This window comes from Pseudomonas sp. W2Aug9 (assembly GCF_023127755.1).
Taxonomy (GTDB): Bacteria; Pseudomonadota; Gammaproteobacteria; order Pseudomonadales; family Pseudomonadaceae; genus Aquipseudomonas; species Aquipseudomonas synxantha_A.
The window spans coordinates 56,186-77,047 of record NZ_SPKL01000037.1 but is presented as its reverse complement, the minus strand read 5'-3'; the positions used below and the strand labels follow the sequence as shown (position 1 = coordinate 77,047).

Annotated in this window: 21 protein-coding genes; 11 read left to right on the top strand and 10 right to left on the bottom strand. The window is 59.9% G+C overall.

From position 1 onward, the window contains the following. Positions 1-123: 123 nt before the first annotated feature. Positions 124-1,086 carry a thioredoxin-disulfide reductase gene (trxB, locus tag E3O56_RS24905; protein ID WP_003194076.1) on the bottom strand — a complete coding sequence of 321 codons (963 nt, stop codon included), beginning with the start codon at positions 1,084-1,086 and terminating at the stop codon, positions 124-126. 294 nt (positions 1,087-1,380) lie between these two features. On the opposite strand from trxB, the gene cysZ reads away from it, so the two are divergent. The 4 genes from cysZ to E3O56_RS24885 all read left to right on the top strand — a co-directional run bounded on the left by cysZ (position 1,381) and on the right by E3O56_RS24885 (position 4,319). Next, positions 1,381-2,145 carry a sulfate transporter CysZ gene (gene cysZ, locus E3O56_RS24900; protein ID WP_248129137.1) on the top strand — a complete coding sequence of 255 codons (765 nt, stop codon included), beginning with the start codon at positions 1,381-1,383 and terminating at the stop codon, positions 2,143-2,145. Positions 2,146-2,199: 54 nt separating this feature from the next. After that, positions 2,200-3,378, top strand: a complete 1,179-nt coding sequence (locus tag E3O56_RS24895) for a glycosyltransferase family 1 protein (RefSeq protein ID WP_032879541.1) — start codon at positions 2,200-2,202, stop codon at positions 3,376-3,378. Between the two features lie 234 nt (positions 3,379-3,612). Further along, positions 3,613-4,113: a hypothetical protein gene (locus E3O56_RS24890; RefSeq protein WP_248129136.1), complete on the top strand. Its 501-nt coding sequence runs from the start codon at positions 3,613-3,615 to the stop codon at positions 4,111-4,113. A gap of 26 nt (positions 4,114-4,139) precedes the next feature. After that, positions 4,140-4,319, top strand: coding sequence for a hypothetical protein (locus E3O56_RS24885; RefSeq protein WP_032879540.1), 180 nt, complete (start codon positions 4,140-4,142; stop codon positions 4,317-4,319). Between the two features lie 49 nt (positions 4,320-4,368). On the opposite strand, the gene E3O56_RS24880 is transcribed toward E3O56_RS24885, so the two are convergent. The 7 genes from E3O56_RS24880 to rplU form a co-directional block, all read right to left on the bottom strand. Beyond that, positions 4,369-5,472 (bottom strand): NADH:flavin oxidoreductase, encoded by a 1,104-nt coding sequence (locus tag E3O56_RS24880; RefSeq protein ID WP_248129135.1) that lies wholly within the window; start codon positions 5,470-5,472, stop codon positions 4,369-4,371. Between the two features lie 219 nt (positions 5,473-5,691). Continuing rightward, positions 5,692-6,174: a glutathione peroxidase gene (locus E3O56_RS24875; protein WP_248129134.1), complete on the bottom strand. Its 483-nt coding sequence runs from the start codon at positions 6,172-6,174 to the stop codon at positions 5,692-5,694. 101 nt (positions 6,175-6,275) lie between these two features. Beyond that, complete coding sequence (locus tag E3O56_RS24870) at positions 6,276-6,740, bottom strand: CreA family protein (protein ID WP_032879534.1); 465 nt, start codon at positions 6,738-6,740, stop codon at positions 6,276-6,278. A 16-nt stretch (positions 6,741-6,756) separates the two neighbouring features. Further along, the gene (gene proB, locus E3O56_RS24865; RefSeq protein ID WP_005791305.1) at positions 6,757-7,875 is read right to left on the bottom strand and encodes a glutamate 5-kinase; all 1,119 of its coding nucleotides are present in this window, start codon (positions 7,873-7,875) and stop codon (positions 6,757-6,759) included. A 109-nt stretch (positions 7,876-7,984) separates the two neighbouring features. Then, complete coding sequence (cgtA, locus tag E3O56_RS24860; RefSeq protein WP_005791308.1) at positions 7,985-9,208, bottom strand: Obg family GTPase CgtA; 1,224 nt, start codon at positions 9,206-9,208, stop codon at positions 7,985-7,987. A 192-nt stretch (positions 9,209-9,400) separates the two neighbouring features. Continuing rightward, on the bottom strand, positions 9,401-9,658 hold the full coding sequence (gene rpmA, locus E3O56_RS24855; protein ID WP_003176049.1) for a 50S ribosomal protein L27: 258 nt from the start codon (positions 9,656-9,658) through the stop codon (positions 9,401-9,403). 34 nt (positions 9,659-9,692) lie between these two features. Then, the gene (gene rplU / locus E3O56_RS24850; protein WP_003176051.1) at positions 9,693-10,007 is read right to left on the bottom strand and encodes a 50S ribosomal protein L21; all 315 of its coding nucleotides are present in this window, start codon (positions 10,005-10,007) and stop codon (positions 9,693-9,695) included. 239 nt (positions 10,008-10,246) lie between these two features. Here rplU and E3O56_RS24845 point away from each other — a divergent pair, with 239 nt between their 5' ends. The 3 genes from E3O56_RS24845 to E3O56_RS24835 all read left to right on the top strand — a co-directional run bounded on the left by E3O56_RS24845 (position 10,247) and on the right by E3O56_RS24835 (position 12,155). Continuing rightward, positions 10,247-11,215 (top strand): polyprenyl synthetase family protein, encoded by a 969-nt coding sequence (locus E3O56_RS24845; RefSeq protein ID WP_005791318.1) that lies wholly within the window; start codon positions 10,247-10,249, stop codon positions 11,213-11,215. A 181-nt stretch (positions 11,216-11,396) separates the two neighbouring features. Continuing rightward, entirely contained in the window at positions 11,397-11,738 is a 342-nt protein-coding gene (locus E3O56_RS24840; RefSeq protein WP_005791320.1) for a zinc ribbon domain-containing protein YjdM, read from the top strand. Positions 11,739-11,897: 159 nt separating this feature from the next. After that, on the top strand, positions 11,898-12,155 hold the full coding sequence (locus tag E3O56_RS24835) for a hypothetical protein (RefSeq protein WP_005791321.1): 258 nt from the start codon (positions 11,898-11,900) through the stop codon (positions 12,153-12,155). 60 nt (positions 12,156-12,215) lie between these two features. Here the strand turns inward: E3O56_RS24835 and E3O56_RS24830 are convergent, their stop codons facing one another. Both E3O56_RS24830 and E3O56_RS24825 read right to left on the bottom strand, forming a co-directional pair. Beyond that, positions 12,216-12,833, bottom strand: a complete 618-nt coding sequence (locus E3O56_RS24830; RefSeq protein WP_014719893.1) for an FKBP-type peptidyl-prolyl cis-trans isomerase — start codon at positions 12,831-12,833, stop codon at positions 12,216-12,218. 104 nt (positions 12,834-12,937) lie between these two features. Continuing rightward, the gene (locus E3O56_RS24825) at positions 12,938-14,134 is read right to left on the bottom strand and encodes an OprD family porin (RefSeq protein WP_148852693.1); all 1,197 of its coding nucleotides are present in this window, start codon (positions 14,132-14,134) and stop codon (positions 12,938-12,940) included. 210 nt (positions 14,135-14,344) lie between these two features. Here E3O56_RS24825 and E3O56_RS24820 point away from each other — a divergent pair, with 210 nt between their 5' ends. The 4 genes from E3O56_RS24820 (at position 14,345) to E3O56_RS24805 (ending at position 20,711) form a co-directional block, all read left to right on the top strand. Further along, on the top strand, positions 14,345-15,241 hold the full coding sequence (locus tag E3O56_RS24820) for a LysR family transcriptional regulator (RefSeq protein WP_032879529.1): 897 nt from the start codon (positions 14,345-14,347) through the stop codon (positions 15,239-15,241). 107 nt (positions 15,242-15,348) lie between these two features. After that, positions 15,349-16,776, top strand: coding sequence for an AbgT family transporter (locus tag E3O56_RS24815; RefSeq protein WP_032879527.1), 1,428 nt, complete (start codon positions 15,349-15,351; stop codon positions 16,774-16,776). Positions 16,777-16,795: 19 nt separating this feature from the next. Beyond that, positions 16,796-18,625, top strand: a complete 1,830-nt coding sequence (locus E3O56_RS24810) for a CocE/NonD family hydrolase (RefSeq protein ID WP_103734922.1) — start codon at positions 16,796-16,798, stop codon at positions 18,623-18,625. A gap of 166 nt (positions 18,626-18,791) precedes the next feature. Continuing rightward, entirely contained in the window at positions 18,792-20,711 is a 1,920-nt protein-coding gene (locus E3O56_RS24805) for a methyl-accepting chemotaxis protein (RefSeq protein WP_032879524.1), read from the top strand. Positions 20,712-20,862: the final 151 nt, after the last annotated feature.

Below are 20,862 nucleotides of genomic sequence, written 5' to 3'. Positions count from 1 at the left end.
GTCAAATACATATCCAAATGTGGGAGGGGGCTTGCTCCCGATAGCAGGTTTCAGCCAAGTATTAGTTGGCTGACACACCGCTATCGGGAGCAAGCCCCCTCCCACATTTTTTTGCAGCGTTGTTTAGAACGAAGCGTCCTTCAAACCATCGAGGTAGCGCTCGGCATCCAGGGCCGCCATGCAACCGGCGCCGGCCGAGGTGATGGCCTGGCGGTAGACGTGGTCAGCCACGTCGCCGGCAGCGAAAATGCCTTCGATGTTGGTCGCGGTAGCATTGCCTTCGCGGCCGCCCTGCACCACCAGGTAGCCATCTTTGGCTTCCAGCACGCCTTCGAACAGCGAGGTGTTCGGGGTGTGGCCGATGGCGATGAATACACCGTCGACTTTCAATTCGTCGAAGCTGCCATCGTTGTTCTTCAGGCGCGCACCGGTCACGCCCATGTTGTCGCCCAGGACTTCATCCAGGGTGGCGTTGAGCTTGAGGATGATCTTGCCTTCTGCCACACGGGCATGCAGCTTGTCGATCAGGATCTTCTCGGCGCGGAAGGTCTCGCGACGGTGAACCAGGGTCACAGTGCTGGCGATGTTGGCCAGGTACAGCGCCTCCTCCACAGCGGTGTTACCACCACCGACCACAGCGACCGGCTTGTTGCGGTAGAAGAAACCGTCGCAGGTAGCGCAGGCCGAAACCCCCTTGCCCATGAACGCTTCTTCCGATGGCAGGCCCAGGTAACGAGCACTGGCACCGGTGGCGATGATCAGGGCGTCACAAGTGTAGACGCCACTGTCGCCGGTCAGGCTGTAAGGCTTCTTGGAGAAGTCGACCTTGTTGATGTGATCAAACACGATCTCGGTTTCAAAGCGCTCGGCGTGCTCTTTCATACGCTCCATCAGCACCGGGCCGGTCAGTCCGTGGACATCGCCCGGCCAGTTGTCGACTTCGGTGGTGGTGGTCAACTGACCGCCCGCCTGCATGCCGGTGATCAGCAGCGGCTTGAGGTTGGCCCGGGCAGCATAGACGGCAGCGCTGTAACCGGCAGGGCCGGAACCGAGAATAATCACTCGCGAATGGCGGGTATCAGACATGACTCGCTCCTATCGACCGCCCGGACTACAAGGCGGCTGGAATAAAAAAGGGACCACGAAGCACTTGGGGAAGGCTTGAACTCGCAGGCCCTGAAAATAATGGGTGCAGCGTATCGAGGGGGGCAAGATTAAGGAAATACGGAATAACAATCCAGCTCATAGGTGGTCTCTATGCAGTCGGCCCGATTAATCGACGCCATTGCTCCCCCTAATGTTACTGATGATGTCGCCGCTTTCGCCCACGATACAAAGCCGGTAAGGTCGGCGCGTTCGTCATCCTGCTCGGAGTTCACCATGCCCGCCCCCGCTCTTTCCGGTCCGCAATACCTGCGTGAAGGCCTCAAACTGGTGTTGAGCCCCTGCTTGCGCTTGTTTGTGCTGCTGCCGCTGGCGATCAACCTGGTGCTGTTCGTCGGCTTGATCTATTTCGCCGGCCATCAGTTCAGCCTGTGGGTCGACCATCTGATGCCGACGCTGCCCAGTTGGCTGAGTTTTCTGAATTACCTGTTGTGGCCATTGTTTGTGGTGTTGGTGGTGCTGATGGTGTTTTTCACCTTCACCATGCTCGCCAATATCATCGCAGCGCCGTTCAACGGCTTTCTCTCGGAGAAGGTTGAAGTGGTGGTGCGCGGCACCGATGACTTTCCGGCGTTCAGTTGGGGTGAGTTGATCGCCATGGTGCCGCGTACCCTGGCCCGGGAAATGCGCAAGCTGGGCTACTTCCTGCCACGAGCTATCGGACTGTTTATCCTGTCGTTCATTCCAGTGGTCAACCTGATCGCTGCGCCGCTGTGGTTGCTCTTTGGCGTATGGATGATGGCAATCCAGTACATCGACTACCCGGCCGACAACCACAAACTGGGCTGGAACGAGATGCTCGCCTGGCTGCGCCAGAAGCGCTGGCAGAGCATGAGCTTCGGCGGTGTTGTCTATCTGGTGCTGCTGGTGCCGGTGGTCAACCTGCTGATGATGCCGGCGGCAGTCGCCGGGGCGACGTTGTTCTGGGTGCGTGAGCAAGGTGCCGAGGCGATGACGCAGCAGGCCGTGACCCCGTCATAAATCCATCATCACTCAGACACAATGGCGACATGGCCCGCGGTGACACTGTGGGTCATGACGACAGCCTCGCTTCACATCACCCTCATTACCGAAACCTTCCCGCCGGAAATCAACGGCGTGGCCAATACCCTTGGCCGCCTGTGCGAGGGTTTGCGCTCGCGTGGTCATCAGGTCGAACTGGTGCGTCCACGCCAGGGCGCTGATCAGAGCCGACCGAGTGACGATCAACTGCTGCTGTGCCGCGGCTGGCCATTACCCGGTTACCCAGGGCTGCAATGGGGCCAATCGTCGATGCGCAAACTGCTCAGACGCTGGAGCCGCCAGCGCCCGGACGTGTTGTATATCGCCACCGAAGGGCCGTTGGGTTTATCCGCTCTGCGTGCGGCGCGGCGTTTGGGAATCAGTGTTGTCAGCGGCTTTCATACCAACTTCCAGCAGTATTCGAACCAGTACGGCTTGAGCCTGCTCAGTCGCATGGTCACCCATTACCTGCGCTGGTTTCACAACCGATCGAGCCTGACCCTGGTACCAAGCGCCAGTCAGCGCCTGGAACTGGAGCGTCGGCATTTTGAGCGCCTGGGGATGTTGGCCAGAGGCGTCGACAGCCAATTGTTCCACCCCGCCAAACGCGACAGCGCTCTGCGGGAAAGCTGGGCCTTGAATAATGAGCAAATCGCAGTGCTGCATGTAGGGCGGCTGGCCCAGGAAAAGAACCTGGGCCTGCTCAAGCGCTGTTTCGAGACCTTGCAGAACAGATACCCCTTGCGTCAGATGAAACTGATCATCGTCGGTGATGGACCACAACGAGCAATGCTGGAAAAGGACCTTCCCGAAGCAATTTTCTGCGGTGCCTTGCGCGGTGAAGAACTGGCTCGTCATTACGCGTCCGGCGATGTGTTCCTGTTCCCCAGCCTGACCGAAACCTTTGGCAATGTGGTACTGGAGGCCATGGCGTCAGGGTTGGGGGTGGTGGCCTACGACCAGGCTGCCGCCACACAGCATATTCGTCACGGCTACAACGGGGTGCTGGCGATGCCGGGTGACGAAAATGCGTTTTGCGACGCCGCCAATTGGCTGCTGGAGGACGCGGAAAGTTTACGCCGTATGCGCCTCAATGCGCGTCAACACGCGAGCCGCCAGGGCTGGCCAGCGATTGTCGAACAGTTCGAGCAGCAGTTACGAGGTGTGTGTGGGGAACATTTTATCGTCCCAACACAGCCGCACGCAGGCTGAAGACTCAGCAATGACTGTAAGTCACTTCACCTGCCTGACAGACGAGCCCCCGAGTAATGGCCCAGGCGTTAGGCTTTTTCGCGCCAGAGCGCCTGAATAAGCGCCCCCACACAGGATATTTCTGGAACGCTGCAGGATTTATCACCACCCACATGACACCTGTCTTACCAGGGGTGTCTTTTACAGATCGCACCCAAGAGGCAGGCATTCATGATGGAAACTTAAGAGATAACTATGTCGACACTGATAAACGAATCCATGGTTCCACGGTACCCGACTACCGATACCTTCAGCCAGAGGCCTACGGGGCCCGACAATGGCTGGTACCGCCCGCAGCAACCCCCACGTCCCGACTACGGCTGGCATCGCCCGCAGCAACCTACACGTCCCGACTACGGCTCGCATCGCCCGCAGCAACCTACACGTCCCGACTATGGCTGGCATCGTCCGCAGCAACCCTCACAACCCGATTACGGCTGGCATCGTCCGCAGCAACCCACACAACCCGACTATGGCTGGCATCGTCCGCAGCAACCCTCACAACCCGATTATGGCTGGCATCGTCCGCAGCACCCCACACAACCCGATTATGGCTGGCATCGTCCGCAGCAACCCTCACAACCCGATTACGGCTGGCATCGTCCACATCAGCCCACACGCCCCGACTACGGCTCGCATCGTCCACAGCAACCGACATACGACCAAACCCTGACGCAGCCAGTACGCCCCTATTGATCAGCCAACCCCAGGAGATACGGAACATGTCAATTTATGGAATGGGTGTACGCAATGGTGTCAACATGCCAACCGCGCAATGGACCCAGCAGCAACAATGGCTGGATCAAGCCCGTGCTGAACCGCCAATCTACGGCCAGCCTGGCCATAAAGACACGCTCAAGACTGATCACAGTAAAGAGTTGAATAAGCGACCAGAGTATTAATCGCTAAAGAGAAGAAACTCCCTGTGACGCTCACAGGGAGTCCAGCCGTTTACACCAGAGTGCTCAACGCGTCGCGACTGAAGGGCAAGATGTCCCCTTCGCGCCCTTCGCGCACCTTCACGGCCCAATCCGGGTCCACCAGCAGCGCACGCCCTACGGCCACCAGGTCGAACTCATCGTTATTCAGGCGCTCCAGCAGCTTTTCGAGGCTGGCAGGTTGCGCGACCTTGTCGGTGTTGACCATAAATTGCAGGAACTCGCCATCCAGGCCAACACTGCCCACGGTGATAGTCGGCTTACCCGTGAGCTGACGCGTCCAGCCAGCCAGGTTGAGGTCGGAGCCTTCAAACTCCGGCTCCCAGAAACGGCGAGTGGAGCAGTGGAAAATATCTACGCCGGCCTCAGCCAATGGCTTGAGGAACTCACCCAGCGCCTCAGGGGTTTGCACCAGGCGTGCGGTGTAGTCCTGCTGCTTCCACTGCGAGAAACGCAGGATGATCGGAAAGTTCGGCCCTACAGCAGCACGGGTGGCCTCGATCAGCTCAATGGCAAAGCGCGAACGGTTGGCCAGGCTGCCACCGTATTCGTCGGTGCGCTGGTTGCTGCCCTCCCAGAAGAATTGATCCACCAGGTAACCGTGGGCGCCATGGATTTCTACACCGTCCATGCCGATCGCCTGGGCGTCACTGGCAGCTTGGGCGAAGGCGTTGATCACGTCCCTGATGTCCTGTTGCGTCATACCGTGCACAACCACGTTGCCGTCCTTGAGCTTTTCCATCGGGCCATAAGCAGGCACGCTGGCATCAGGCTCGGTGCCGATACGGCGCACGCTACCCACATGCCACAACTGCGGGACAATCTTGCCGCCTTCGGCGTGTACTGCGTCGACCACTTTCTTCCAGCCGGCCAGCGCGGCCTCACCGTAGAAATGCGGGACGTTGGGGTAGCCGTTGGACGCCCGGTGATCGACCACGGTACCTTCAGTGATGATCAGGCCCACACCGGCCGCCGCACGACGACGGTAGTACTCGATGACCTTGGAGTTGGGTACACCACCCGGAGAGAACGAACGGGTCATGGGCGCCATGACCACGCGGGTCGACAGTTGCAGTCCACCGAGTTGGAAGGGTTTGAACAAGGCTTGGACAGGCATGGAGCACTCCACCAGGACGGGATTTATGACGCGGATAATATGGTGAGTGTGCAGCGCTTAGTAGCACTATTGATCTGGGTGATTAAAGGGGTAGAAGTAGCCGAATACCTGTAGGAGCGAGCTTGTTCGCGAAGAATCCGGGAACACGCGTTAAGTCAGGATCAACGCGTTATCGTTGGCGATCTTCGCGAGCAAGCTCGCTCCTACAGTGGGTGTGTTTCAGCTCAGGGCTTTTTCGATGGCCTGCATGATAGTCGGGTCGTCCGGGGACGTACGCGGTGAGAAGCGCGCGAGTACCCGGCCATCTTTACCCAACAGGAATTTCTCGAAGTTCCAGGTGATGTCCCCTGGAAACTCGGCGCCCTCACCTGCCAGCAAGCGGTACAGCTGATGACGATCCGGGCCGTTGACCTCGAGCTTGCTGCCCAGGGGAAAACTCACCCCGTAGTGCAGGCTGCAGAACTCGCGGATCTCTTGTTCGGTCCCCGGTTCCTGGCCTGCAAACTGATTGCACGGCAAGCCGAGCACCGTGAATCCCTGGTCCCTGTATTGCTGGTAGAGGTTTTCCAACGCCGCGTATTGCGGGGTCAAACCACATTTGGACGCCACATTGACCACCAGCACAACCTGGCCCTTGAAGGGCGCCAGCGGTAGCTCTTGTCCGTCCAGGGCTTTGAGTTTCAGATCGTGGAAAGCACTCATGACGAACTCCAGATATCCCATATTCTTTGCATTGCAGCTCTCGGAGCTTACAACCGGCGAGTCTTCAATCATAGACGCCGGTGACAAAACTCGCCTGCAGGTTACTGAGCGGTCGGCCAGGGCAGAATCGGAATCGCCGTCACCGCGTTCTGCGGGCTGCCTTCGATCAGGCGGTCGCTGTAGACCAGATACACCAGGGTATTGCGCTTCTTGTCGAGGAAACGCACCACCTGCATGGTCTTGAACACCAGGGAGGTGCGTTCCTTGAAGACTTCGTCCCCGTCCTTGAGTTCGCCCTTGAAATGGATCGGGCCAACCTGGCGGCAGGCAATCGAGGCCTCAGCGCGGTCTTCGGCCAGGCCCAGGCCGCCTTTGACGCCGCCGGTCTTGGCACGCGACAGGTAGCAGGTCACGCCGTCAACCTTGGGGTCGTCAAACGCCTCGACCACAATCCGGTCGTTAGGGCCGACAAACTTGAACACCGTCGAGACCTGGGCGATTTCTTCGGCCGAGGCCAGCAGTGGCATGAGCAATAACAGGCCGAGTAATCCCTTCATTACACGCATCGGGTATTCCTTTCGTTTAAACCAGGATGAGGTTATCGCGGTGCACCAGTTCCGGTTCCGCCATGTAACCCAAGAGTCCGACAATCGCGTCAGACGATTGTCCAATTATCTTCTGTGCTTCAAGGGCGCTGTAGTTGGCCAGGCCACGGGCAATCTCACGACCGTCCGGCGCGACGCACACCACCATTTCGCCACGGCGGAAGCTGCCCTGCACCAGCTTGACGCCCACCGGCAGCAAGCTCTTGTTGCCTTGGGACAACGCCGACACCGCGCCCTCGTCCAGCACCAGGGTGCCACGGGTTTGCAGATGCCCGGCCAACCACTGCTTGCGCGCTGCCAGCATGCCGCGTTCCGGTGATAGCAGCGTACCGATGCGCTCACCGGCCTTGAGGCGATCCAGCACACGCTCCAGGCGCCCACCAACGATGATGGTATGGGCACCGGAACGCGCAGCCAGGCGAGCGGCGCGCAGTTTGGTCTGCATACCGCCACGGCCCAGAGCACCGCCGACACTGCCGGCGACCGCATCCAGTGCCGGGTCATCGGCGCGGGCTTCGTAGATCAACTGGGCATCGGGGTTGTTGCGCGGGTCGGCGTCGAACATGCCGTCGCGGTCGGTGAGGATCACCAACAGATCGGCTTCCACCAGGTTGGCCACCAGCGCAGCCAGGGTGTCGTTGTCGCCGAAACGGATTTCGTCTGTGACCACGGTGTCGTTTTCATTGATGACCGGGATGACCTTGAGCTCCACCAAGGCGCGCAAGGTGCTGCGGGCATTGAGGTAGCGCTTGCGGTCGGACAGGTCGTCGTGGGTCAGCAGGATCTGCGCCGTGTGGCGGCCGTGCTCGGCAAAGCTGGACTCCCAGGCTTGCACCAGGCCCATCTGGCCGATGGCCGCGGCGGCTTGCAGTTCGTGCATCGCGCTGGGTCGCGCGGTCCAGCCGAGGCGGCTCATCCCGGCGGCAACAGCCCCGGACGACACCAGCACCAACTCGACACCGGCCTCATGCAAGGCCACCATCTGCTCGACCCAGACGCTCATGGCTGCGCGATCCAGCCCCTTGCCATCGGCCGTCAGCAACGCACTGCCGATCTTCACGACCCAGCGCTGCGCACCTGTCACTTTGCTCCGCATCATCTTCAACCTTAGAGTGAGGGCCGCGCGACCCAGCGCCGCCCATAACGTTATACCCGGATACCAAAACGCCGCTCCAGGGAGCGGCGTTCAAGTTTATCGCAACGAATCAATCGCGCACGTAAATGATTTCCGGACCGTCTTCATCATCCACGTCTTCTTCGTCCCAATCATCGTCGCCGATGTCATGGACCGACTTCACGCCGCTGCGGCGCAGGGCACGCTGGTCGTCCAGGGCCTGCAACTGGGCACGGGCTTCGTCTTCGATCTGCTGGTCAAGCTCGGCAAGCTCGGCCTTGAATACCGGGTCGGCCGCCAGGCGGTCGGCTCGGTCTTCCAGGTAACGCATGATGTCGCGGGTCAGGCGTTCGGTGCCTTCTTTGGCAATGGCCGAGATCACATAGACCGGGCCTTCCCATTCCAGGCGATCGACGATTTCCTTGACGCGCTCTTCGTGCTCTTCCTCAAGGATCTGGTCGCACTTGTTCAGGACCAGCCAGCGATCACGCTCGGCCAGGGCCGGGCTGAACTTGGTCAGCTCGCTGACGATCACTTCGGCGGCATCCGCAGCGCTGGTGTCATCCAGCGGCGCCATGTCGACGAGGTGCAGCAGCAAACGGGTGCGGGACAAGTGCTTGAGGAAGCGAATGCCCAGACCAGCACCGTCGGAAGCCCCTTCGATCAGGCCAGGAATGTCGGCAACCACGAAGCTCTTCCAGCGGTCGACGCTGACCACGCCCAGGTTTGGCACCAGGGTGGTGAACGGGTAGTCGGCGACCTTCGGCTTGGCGGCCGATACCGAGCGGATGAAGGTACTTTTGCCAGCGTTCGGCAGGCCCAACAGGCCCACGTCGGCGAGTACTTTCATTTCCAGCTTCAGGTCACGCTGTTCGCCCGGCTTGCCCGGCGTGGTCTGGCGCGGCGCACGGTTGGTACTGGACTTGAATCGGGTGTTACCCAGGCCGTGCCAGCCGCCCTGCACAACCATCAGTTTCTGGCCGGCCTTGGTCAGGTCGCCAATCACTTCCTGTGTCGCGGAATCGATGATCGTGGTGCCGACCGGTACGCGCAGTACCAGGTCTTCACCTTTTTTGCCGGTGCAGTCGGTGCTGCCGCCGTTGGAGCCACGCTCGGCATCGAAGTGCCGGGTGTAACGGTAGTCGACCAGGGTGTTGAGGTTTTCGTCGGCCATCATGTAGATGGAGCCACCGTCACCGCCGTCACCGCCGTTCGGACCACCGTTTTCGATGAATTTTTCGCGACGGAAACTCATGCAACCGTTACCGCCGTCGCCTGCTTTTACTCGGATGGAAACTTCATCAACGAACTTCATAACAAAACGCCTCTCGCCGCATGGACGAGCTTAAGAAACCAAGACATAAGACTCTTGCAAAAATGAGCGCAGCGACCTCAATCAGCGACCGCAAACTTGCGCCTGAGCTCATCACAAACAGCTTTGCAAGAGACTCACTCCACAAACGAAAAAGCCCCGTCGCAAGACAGGGCTTTTCCAGCGATCTCGCAATTAAGCTGCGACAACGCTCACGTAACGGCGGTTGAACGCGCCCTTTACTTCGAACTTGATCACGCCTTCGATTTTAGCGAAGAGGGTGTGATCTTTACCCATGCCAACACCGTAACCGGCGTGGAATTGGGTGCCGCGCTGACGCACGATGATGTTGCCCGGAATGATTTTCTGGCCGCCATACATCTTCACGCCAAGGCGTTTGGCTTCTGAGTCGCGACCGTTACGGGTACTACCACCAGCTTTTTTGTGTGCCATGAGTCAATTCTCCTAGTGAGGAATTAGGCTGAAATTAAGCCTGAATACCGGTGATTTTGATCTCGGTGTACCACTGGCGGTGGCCCATACGCTTCATGTGGTGCTTACGACGACGGAACTTGATGATGCGGACTTTATCGTGACGACCTTGGGAGATCACTTCAGCCACAACGGTAGCGCCAGCAACAACTGGAGCGCCGATGTTCACGTCATCGCCATTGGCGACCAACAGAACGCGATCAAAAGTAACGGATTCGCCAGTAGCGATTTCCAGTTTTTCGATCTTCAGGTATTCACCTGGGGCGACTTTGTATTGCTTGCCACCAGTAACAATTACTGCGTACGACATGGTATTTCTCCGATAATCCTGCTCACCCAGCGCTTTATAAGAAGAGGTATTGGCTGGCATGGCTGCATGGGATGGACGTCCCGAATGCAATTGCGTAAGGCAGGTGCTGCCCAGGAAGTTCAGGGTGCGCGATTGTACGCAAGCTATGGGAGGCTTGCAAGGGGCCGTCTATCGCGCCTTGACACTGCGGGGTCAGGGTCCTAGCATGCCGCGCAACCCTTCTGGAGCGACTGTCGCTGATGCAACCCCAAGCTTTCTACCGCGCGGTCGCGGACGATTTTAGCGCCGTCGACGGCATCATCAAGCAGCAGCTGACGTCTAAAGTGCCGCTGGTCTCCAAAATTGGCGACTATATTACGTCGGCGGGCGGTAAACGCCTGCGTCCTTTATTAGTACTGCTGTGTGGCAAGGCGCTGGGCCGCGAAGGCGATGACCTTCGCTTGCTGGCCGCGACCATCGAGTTCCTGCACACCGCCACCCTGCTGCATGACGACGTGGTCGACATGTCCGGTATGCGGCGTGGCCGCGAGACCGCCAATGCCATGTGGGGCAACGCACCCAGCGTGTTGGTGGGCGACTTCCTGTACTCGCGCTCGTTCGAAATGATGGTCGAACTGGGCTCGATGCCGGTGATGAAGATTCTTTCACAGGCCACACGCATCATCGCCGAAGGCGAAGTGTTGCAGCTGTCCAAGGTCCGCGACGCCAGCACCACCGAAGAAACCTATATGGAAGTGATTCGCGGCAAAACCGCGATGCTCTTCGAAGCGTCCACCCACAGCGCTGCCGCGCTGTGTGGCGCCACCGCCGAACAGGCCGAAGCCCTGCGTACCTTTGGCGATCACCTGGGCGTGGCGTTCCAACTGGTGGATGACCTGCTCGACTACAAGGGCGATGCCGAGACCCTGGGCAAGAACGTCGGTGACGACCTGGCCGAGGGCAAGCCAACCTTGCCGCTGATCTACACCATGCGCGAAGGCACGCCGGAACAGGCCGCCCTGGTGCGCAAGGCCATCCAGAAAGGCGGGATCGAAGACCTGGAGGCCATCCGTGCCGCCGTCGAAGCCTCCGGTTCCCTGGAGTACACCGCGCAACTGGCGCGTGACTACGTGGCGCGGGCGATCCAGTGCCTGGAAGCCTTGCCGGCCAGTGAATACCGGGATGCATTGGTGGAACTGAGTGAGTTCGCTGTGGCCCGTACTCACTGATTCCGCGTTGATTAATGTGGGAGCTGGCTTGCCTGCGATGACGGTAGTGAACTCACCATCGCTATCGCAGGCAAGCCAGCTCCCACATTTAGATCGCATTCACCACTGACCTCCCCGCTCTCGCCGCAAAACCCTATATAATGTGCGACTTTTAGTCATCCCTGAATCTCAAGGAGCTTTAGTGAGCACGTTGCCACCCTGCCCGAAATGCAATTCCGAATACACCTACGAAGACGGCACCCAACTGGTCTGCCCGGAATGCGCCCATGAGTGGTCCGCCAATGGCGAGGCCGAAGTGGCCGGCGATGAGACCGTGAAGAAAGACTCTGTGGGCAACGTCCTGCAGGACGGCGACACCATCACCGTGATCAAGGACCTCAAGGTCAAGGGCACCTCACTGGTGGTCAAGGTCGGCACCAAGGTCAAGAACATCCGCCTGTGCGACGGAGACCACGATATCGACTGCAAGATCGACGGTATCGGCCCGATGAAACTCAAGTCCGAGTTCGTGCGCAAGGTCTGAAGCTGCTGCATCCATCCCGCGCCCGCCGCGGGATGGCGTTTCGCCCTCCTGATTGATCGAAAACAATATCCACACAAAAAAACCCGGAAACCGCCAATAGATACTTGCTATTCTACGAATAAGAATTATTCTCATTGAAACTCATCAAGGAGAACGACCATGACTTATTTGATAGATGCCTGGCTGGATCGCCCCCACCCTTACCTGCGAATCCTGCATCGGGAAACCGGCGAAGTCTGTGCGGTGCTTGAGGAAGAAGCGCTGAACGAACTACAGGACCAGGGTGACCTGGACGTCAATGGCCTGAGTTCCAGTGAGCCTGGAGTACTGAAAGAAGTGGTGAGGAATTTGTTTCTGTTCTGCTATGCCCGAGCATTGCGCCCGGCGACCGACTTGAATGGCAAGTTCCATCCATGAAGAAACTGGCAAATGCCTGTTGGGGCGAACGCGTTCGTCCCAACAGGTAACCAGCAGGTCTTACAGAACGTCGAGCAGCTCGACGTCGAATACCAGAACGCTGTGCGGCGGGATGCTGCCAACGCCTTGAGCGCCGTAAGCCAGTTCGCTCGGCACGTACAGACGCCATTTGCTGCCGGCATTCATCAGTTGCAGGGCCTCGGTCCAGCCGGCGATCACGCCGCCAACCGGGAATTCTGCAGGCTGGCCGCGCTCGTAGGAGCTGTCGAACACAGTGCCGTCGATCAAGGTGCCGTGGTAGTGGGTACGCACTTGATCTTCACGGGTCGGCTTGGCGCCGGTGCCGGCAGTCAGCACTTCAAATTGCAGGCCGGAAGCCAGGGTGGTGATGCCATCACGCTTGGCGTTTTCAGCCAGGAAAGCCAGGCCGGCACCCGCGGCGGCTTCAGCCTTGGCAGCGGCTTCGGCTTGCATGATCTCGCGGATCACTTTGAAGCTGGCAGCCATTTGCTCCTGGTCAACACGGCTCGGCTGGCCTGCAAATGCGTCGGTCAGGCCGGCCAGGATTGCGTCCAGGCTCACGCCCGGCGGCGGGTTGTCGCGCAGTTGGTCGCCCAACTGACGGCCGATACCGTAGCTGACGCGGGTTTCGTCGGTGGACAGATTAACTTCGGACATGAAGAGGCTCCGCTGTAGGACAACAGGGTTTCCCGCGCTGCCCAGGACTAAAAGGGCCCGCAGACTAGCACACAAGAGCAGCCCATGATCAGCCCCCTCCCCGGCTACCAGAGCGCCAGGTCGTAGGTCAGGTACACCCGGTAGTTGTCCCGATCACTGGCATAAGTCGAGCGGTAAGTGGCCTTGCGCAACTCCACGCCCAGTCCTTTGAACGTGCTGTCCTGGACCACATAGCGCAGATTCGTGTCGGACTCCCACTCACGCGCCTCGCGCCCTTTGAACTCGCCGTTTTGCCCTTTGTAGTAGCGGGTCATGAAACTCAAGCCCGGCAGTACCGCCGTCAAGTCATAGTCGTAGCGCAGCATCCATGTCTGCTCACCAGCCTGGATGAACTTGCCAACACCGGCGTTACTGAAGGAATACACCGTCGACACGCTGGCATACGGCAACGCTGTGTCGCCGCTGACTTTCTGATAACCAACACCCAGCGCCTGCGGACCCAGGCGGTAAGTGAACAGACCGCTGAACATGTCACTGTCGACCTCGCCGTTACGCGCCTCACCCGCTTCGTTACTAATGAAGTAGCGCAAGTCGCTGGTCAGTGTGCCGCTGCCCAACGGCTGCTTATGCACCAGGCCAAAGAATTGCTGGCGATAGAATTGGCGCATTTCACCGTAGTACCAGGTGCCGCTGAGCTTCGGCGTAAACGCGTAGCTAGCGCCGGCAAAATCGAAATCACTACCCTTTTTTCCGCTGTAGCCCTGGGGATAAATATCCACACTGTCAGTGGAGTTACGCAACTTGAATTTGTCCAGGTGCCCAGCGTGCAGGTACAGGTCACGAATACCACTGTATTCCACTTGTGTGCCCTGGAAGGTCTGCGGTAACAAGCGGCCATCGTTGTGCACCAGCACCGGGATTTTCGGCAGCAACGTGCCGGTTTTCACCACTGCATCGCCCCAGCGCATCTTGGCCGTGACGCCCAGGCTGGAAAACTCACTGGCCGCATGACCATCGTCGTGCACAGGTAACAAGCCCGTCCCGGCGTGCGTCGGGCTAGAGTCGAGACGCAGGCCCGCCAGCCCCAGGGCATCCAGGCCAAAACCCACGGTGCCCTCGGTATAACCAGACTGAAGATTAAGCAGAAAACCCTGAGCCCATTCCTTGCGGTCTTCACCACCGTCGCGGTAACCGTCGTTGAAGTAGAAGTTGCGCAAGGTCAATCGGCCGTGGGAATCCTCCCAGAAACCCTGGGCCATCAATGTCGGTGACAGGCTCGCCAGCAGCCCCGCCGAGACCATTCCCCCTTTCGTGAAAAACTCACGCATAAACCATTCCTCAATGCCGTGTTGTGTTTTTTATGGGCAGTTGCACCGCGCGGCAGGCTGGACGGCATGTCGCGTTGGAGCGGACACTAACGGCTCGTCGACAGCCCCACAACGTTATGCGAGAAGCGCATCAGGCTATGCGTGAAGTACCGGCCGCCCTTCCCAACCGACAGGAAAAACACGGTGAACCTCAAGCAACTCGAAGCCTTCAAAGCGATCATGGCCACCGGCTCGACCATCGGCGCAGCAACGCGCATGGGCCTGTCGCAATCGGCGGTCAGCCGCCTGCTGAGCCAGTTGGAAGAGCACTTGGGTTTTGCCTTGTTCCTGCGCAAGAAGGGCCGCCTGATGGCGACGCCCGAAGCCGAGGAACTGCTCGCCGAAGTCGCCGGACTGGTGGATGGCATGCAACGAATCCAGCGCCTGGCCGACGAAATGCGCGTGGGCCGCTCACGCAAGAGCCTGCTCAAGGTCGGGGTGCCCACCAGCATGACCCAGGAGCTGTTGCCGCGCATCGTGGCGCAGTTTCTCAAGGAGCATGACGACATTGTCGTGGAACTGCTGACCGGTTCTTACGACACGATCGAGCGTGCGGTGCTGGACCGTTCCGCCGACCTGGGCTTTGTACGCCTGCCCACGGAAATACCTGACTTCGATGTCGAGCCGGTGCTGCAAACCGAAGGCGTCTGCGTGATGCCCGCCGACCATCCGCTGACCCGTCACGCCTGCATCGAAGTGCAGCATCTGCGCGATGTGCCGTTGGTGATGCTCGGCCGGCAACGGGCATTGCGGGCCGAGCTGAACCAGGTGTTTCGTGCCGCCAACCTCACGCCGCAGGTGCGGGTCGAGGTGCACTCGGTCGGGGCTGCGTGCAGCTTCGTTGCCGAGGGGCTGGGGGTGTCGATCGTCAATGGTCTGCTGGCCAGCCACTTCCGGCACTTGCCCATCGTCACCCGCCCGTTTCGCCCGGCGCTGCCCTACGCATTCGGCCTGGCGTTTCGCGCCAACGAGCCCAGGTCGCAGCTGGTGAACGCGTTTGCCAAGCATCTCAAGCAGCGTCTGTCCGCACAAAACGCATAGCCCAACCCAACCCACGCATAACGTTGTCGCCGCGAAAACTTTGCCCTAGTGTCCGCCCCACACGTGTCACCCCTATAACAATAACGGCGCAAGCCGGGGCCACTAGCATGAGCGAATCCCAGAGCATCCCCACCCAAGCAGCGGTGGGAAATACCACGCAACGCAAGCAGATCAATCCCGCCATCATCCTGCTGAGTATCGTCCTGCTCGCAGTGGCGTTTACCTACGCCGTGAACTCGGGCACGTTCCAGCGCCAGAATGGCCTGGTGATCCCGGGCTCTTACCAGGTGCTGGAAAAACACGACTCCCTGAGCCAACTGTTCGCACTGGAACCACGCAAAGCCGGCGACACCGTGGCTCGCCCGGTGTCCCTGGTGGAAGGCTTCATGGCGATTCCCCAGGGCATCGAGAAGCGTGCGGCACTGATTTTCATGGTGCTGTTCATCGGTGGCATGTTCGGCGTGCTGAACAAGGCCGGGGTGATCGACGCCGGGCTGGAGCGCATGCTGGGTCTGACACGGGGCAATATCTATGTGCTGGTGCCGTGCCTGATGCTGGTGTTTTCCGCCGGCAGTACCTTCATGGGGCTGGCCAAGGAATTTATTCTCATCGTGCCGTTGATGGTTGCCATGGCTAATCGGCTGGGGCTGTCGAACCTGATCGGGCTGGCCATCGTCACGATCTCAGTCAAGATCGGCTACCTGGCCTCGATATCCAATCCAGTGGCGCTGTCCGTGGCCCAGCCGATGGTCGGGCTGCCGATCTTCAGTGGCCTGAGCATGCGTGTGCTCGCCTACTGCAGCTTCCTGCTGGTGGGCATTGCCTTCGTGCTGTGGAGTATTCGCAAGCACGGTTACGATGCCACGGCGCAGATCACTTTCGAAAGTACGCCGTTGCCCCTGCGCCATCTGATCAACCTGATCGTATTGCTGACGGGCATCGCTTTCCTGGTCTACGCCTCCAACCGCTGGGGCTGGAAATACCATGAGCTGTCGGCGTTCTACCTGCTGCTGACGCTGGCCTTCAGCGTGATCGCCGGGCTCGGCGCCAGCGTTGCCGCCAGTGCCTTTGTCGATGGAATGAAGAAGGTGCTGATCGCCGGCGTGCTGATCGGTCTGGCTACCGCCGTGGAGATCATCCTCAGTACCGGCCAGGTCCTAGACACCATCGTCAACAGCCTGGCCAACCTGGTGGGCGACCATGGTCCGATCGTGTCGGCCTACGGCATGTTCTTCGCACAACTGGGGCTGGATGTGCTGATCCCATCCACCTCCGGCCAGGCGGCGGTAACCATGCCGATCTTCGGGCCCTTGGGTCAGTTGTCCGGCGTCAGCCCGCAGACCACGGTGTTCGCATTTCTGATGGGCAATGGCCTGACCAACATGATCACCCCCACGTCCAGCGGCCTGCTGGTGCTGTTGGCCACCGCCAATGTCGGTTGGGGCCAATGGGCGCGCTACATCCTGCCGCTGTTCCTGATCTACGCCGTGCTGGCGATGGTGTTGCTGGCCATTGCGGTAACGAGCGGGTACTGAATCGATGAGTGTTCTCCCCATGCATATTCTGCACAACCAAATGATCCGGATGCGTGACGGCATCCACCTGGCCACTGACATCTATGTGCCGGAGGACAGCAATGGGCCGTTTCCGGTGGTGATCGAGCGCACGCCCTACGACAAGAGCAAACCCTCCCGCTCGGAAAAACAGCTCGACGGCCAACACATCTCCCGTGAGCAAATGGCCGCACGGTTTACCGAGCAAGGCTTTGTCGCAATTTTCCAGGACTGCCGTGGACGCTACGCCTCCGAAGGCACATTCACCAAATACACCGCCGAGGGCGAAGACGGTTTCGACACCCTGGCCTGGATCATCCAACAGCCCTGGTGCAACGGCAAGATCGGCAGTATGGGCTTGTCTTATGCTGCCCACACACAACTGGCGATGGCTTGCCTGCACCCGCCGGGCCTGAGCAGCATGGTGCTCGACAGCGGCGGCTTCGCCAACGCCTACCATTGCGGGATTCGCCAGGGCGGCGCCTTCGAACTCAAGCAGGCCACCTGGGCCTTTCGCCAGGCCAAGGAAAGCCCTGCTGCCCTGGCCGACCCGTTGGTTCGTGAAGCGCTGGAACAGGAAGATATTTATCAGTGGTTCACGCGTATGCCATGGCAACCCGGGCAATCGCCCCTGCGCCATGTGCCGGAATACGAAGCCTATGTGTTGGAGCAATGGGCTCAGGGCACCTTCGGTGAGTATTGGCAAAAGTCTGGCCTCTATGCCGAAGGTCACTACGCACAACTGCCCGATATCCCGGTGCTGTTCATGTCCAGTTGGTACGACGCCTACGTCAGTTCGACCCTGGCCAATTACCGCGCCTTCACACTCCAAGGTACGGCCAGCCAACGACTGGTGATGGGCCCGTGGCTGCACGGCGACCGTAATATCAGCCACAGCGGCGATGTGGAATTCGGCCCGCAAGCCGCCTTTGACGGCCAGGTCGATCAGGATTGGCTCAGTTGCCGACTGGCCTGGTTCGAGCAATCCCTCAAGCCGTCGCCGCGAACCACAACGGCCAGCGTACAGGTGTTTCTGATGGGGGGCGGCAGCGGTAACCGCGACGAAAACGGACGCCTGCACCATGGCGGCCGCTGGCTGCACACCACGCAATGGCCGCTGCCCGGCAGCCAAACACTGACCCTCTATCTGAATGCACACAGGCAGTTGAGCCACACGGCACCTGTCGAGGCTGACGCCCACTTGAGTTACCGCGCCGACCCGGCCCACCCGGTCCCGACCATCGGCGGCGCGCTAACCTCCGGTGCCCCCGTGTTTGTCGGCGGAGCCTTCGATCAACGGGAGCGCCTCGATTTTTTCGGCACCCAAGGGGACAACCGTCCCCTGGCCCAGCGCGATGACGTGCTGGTGTTCCAGACCGAGCCGCTCGACGACGACCTGATCGTCGCCGGTGACGTGCAGATCGAGCTGTGGATCGACAGCGATGCACCCGACACCGACTTCACCGCCAAACTGGTGGACGTGTACCCGCCCAGCGCCGACTACCCCGAGGGCTTTGCGATGAACATCACCGACGGCATCCGTCGCTGCCGTTATCGCGACTCATGGGAACAACCGACGGCCCTGACGCCGGGTGAGCGAGTGAAAGTGCTGATCGAGCCTTTCGCCACCTGCAACCTGTTCAAGCGCGGCCATCGGTTGCGCCTGGACATCGCCAGCAGCAATTTCCCGCGCTTTGACGTCAACCCCAACAGCGGCGAGCCTTCAGGCCAGGCCAGCCACCCTCGGGTTGCCCACAATAATGTGCACCTGAGCCACGCCGCCGCCTCCTGCCTCAGGCTTACCGTGGTGCCCAACACGGCGGAGTCCTGAGCGCATCGGATCGCCATTGCTGCACGGTAATGGCGACCCTTCGTCACCCCGCAAGAAAAGTACTTCAGAATCATCCTTTGCCGCCGATACAGCCCTACACATCTTGGCTGGCTCAAACAACAACACACCGTCCAGCAGACAGACATCACTCTTCAAGGAGCTTTCGATGAACAGCTGGTTCGGTAACATCAGCGTCAATCTCAAACTCGGCCTGGGCTTTGGCCTGGTGCTGGTCCTCACCTCGATCCTGGCGCTCACCGGCTGGACCAGCCTGGGCGGCCTGATCGACCGCAGCAACTGGATGAGCGACATCACCCAGCTCAACGCCTCGCTGACCAAGCTGCGGATCGTACGCCTGCAATACATGCTGGCCAATGGCGACGAAGCCGTGGCGCAGAATGTGCAGACCAGCCTGGATGCCTTCGCAGCTCAACAACAGAAATTGCTGGACAGCTTCAAGAGCCCGGAAAACCTCAAACTGCTCAATGACCAGAAAGCCGTCATCACTGCTTACCGCCAGTCCTTGAACAAAATGCGCGAGGCCTACCGCAATGGCAACGCTGCGCGCGACGTCATGGGCGCCAAAGCCGATGTCGCCAACGCACAAATCAATGCACTGGAAACCAGTGTGCAGCAGGCGCCCGATAGCCCGGAGCGCTTCACGCAATTTCTGGCCGTGACCCAAGCCAAGAATGAGTTCCAGCAAGCTCGCTACGAAGTGCGCGGCTATACCAATAGCCCCAACGCAGAAACCGAAGCCCGCGCTGCTGCGCAACTGGAAAAAGCCGTCGGCGGTTTGAAGGGCCTTAGCGCGGCGTTCGGTACCGGCCAGCAAAACGCATTGTCCGCACTGGAAGCCGCCCTCGGAGCCTATCGCAGCGCCGTGCAGAGCTACAAGGCAGCCAACGCCAACATCGTCACCGCCCGCGCCGAAATGACCACCCAGGGCGCCGATATCGTGACGATCAGCGACAAGCTGTACGACATCCAACTGGAACGTCGCGACGCTGAAAGCACCCAGGCCCGCAGCCTGCAATTGATCAGCACCTTGTTGGCACTGCTGGTCGGCGTGATTGCCGCCTGGGTCATCACCCGTCAGATCACCCGCCCGATCCAGGACACCCTGGCGGTGGTGGAGCGCATCGCTTCAGGCGACTTGAGCCACAACATCCAGGTGACCCGTCGTGATGAGCTGGGCGTATTGCAACAAGGCATCCAGCGCATGGGCACGACCCTGCGCGAGTTGATCAGCGGCATCCGCGATGGCGTGACCCAGATCGCCAGCGCCGCTGAGGAGCTATCAGCCGTGACCGAGCAAACCAGCGCCGGTGTGAACAGCCAGAAGATCGAGACCGATCAGGTGGCCACCGCCATGCATGAAATGACCGCTACCGTGCAGGAAGTTGCGCGCAATGCCGAGCAGGCGTCCCAAGCCGCCTCCGACGCCGACGGCCAGGCCCGCGAAGGCGACAAGGTGGTGGCCGAAGCTATCGCCCAGATCGAACGCCTGGCGGCCGAAGTCGCCCGCTCCACCGACGCCATGACGCACCTGCAACAAGAGAGCAACAAGATCGGCAGCGTGATGGACGTGATCAAGGCCGTGGCCGAACAGACCAACCTGCTGGCCCTCAACGCCGCCATTGAAGCCGCGCGTGCCGGTGAAGCCGGCCGTGGCTTTGCCGTGGTCGCCGACGAAGTACGCGGCCTGGCCCAGCGTACACAGAAATCCACCGAGGAAATCGAAGGCCTGGTGGCCGGCTTGCAGAACGGCACCCAACAAGTCGCCAGCGTGATGAACAACAGCCGCAGCCTCACCGACAGCAGCGTCGAACTGACGCGCAAGGCCGGGGTATCCCTGGAAAACATCACCCGTACGGTGTCGAATATCCAGTCGATGAACCAGCAGATTGCCGCGGCCGCCGAGCAGCAAAGCGCCGTGGCGGAAGAGATCAGCCGCAGTATCGTGAATGTGCGGGACGTGTCCGAGCAGACCGCGACTGCCAGTGATGAGACGGCCAAGTCGAGTGTGGAACTGGCTCGATTGGGTAGCCAGTTGCAGCAGATGGTCAGTCATTTCCGGGTGTAGACACCAAAAAGCCGCCTCGATCTAGACCGAGGCGGCTCCACCTCTCAGACCTTAACGGTCATCGAAGCTGTCCCGCAGGAACTTCCATACGTGATACGCACGCAGGCAGTTCACTACGAGGTTCCATGTACGTCGTGCAAACTTAGACATA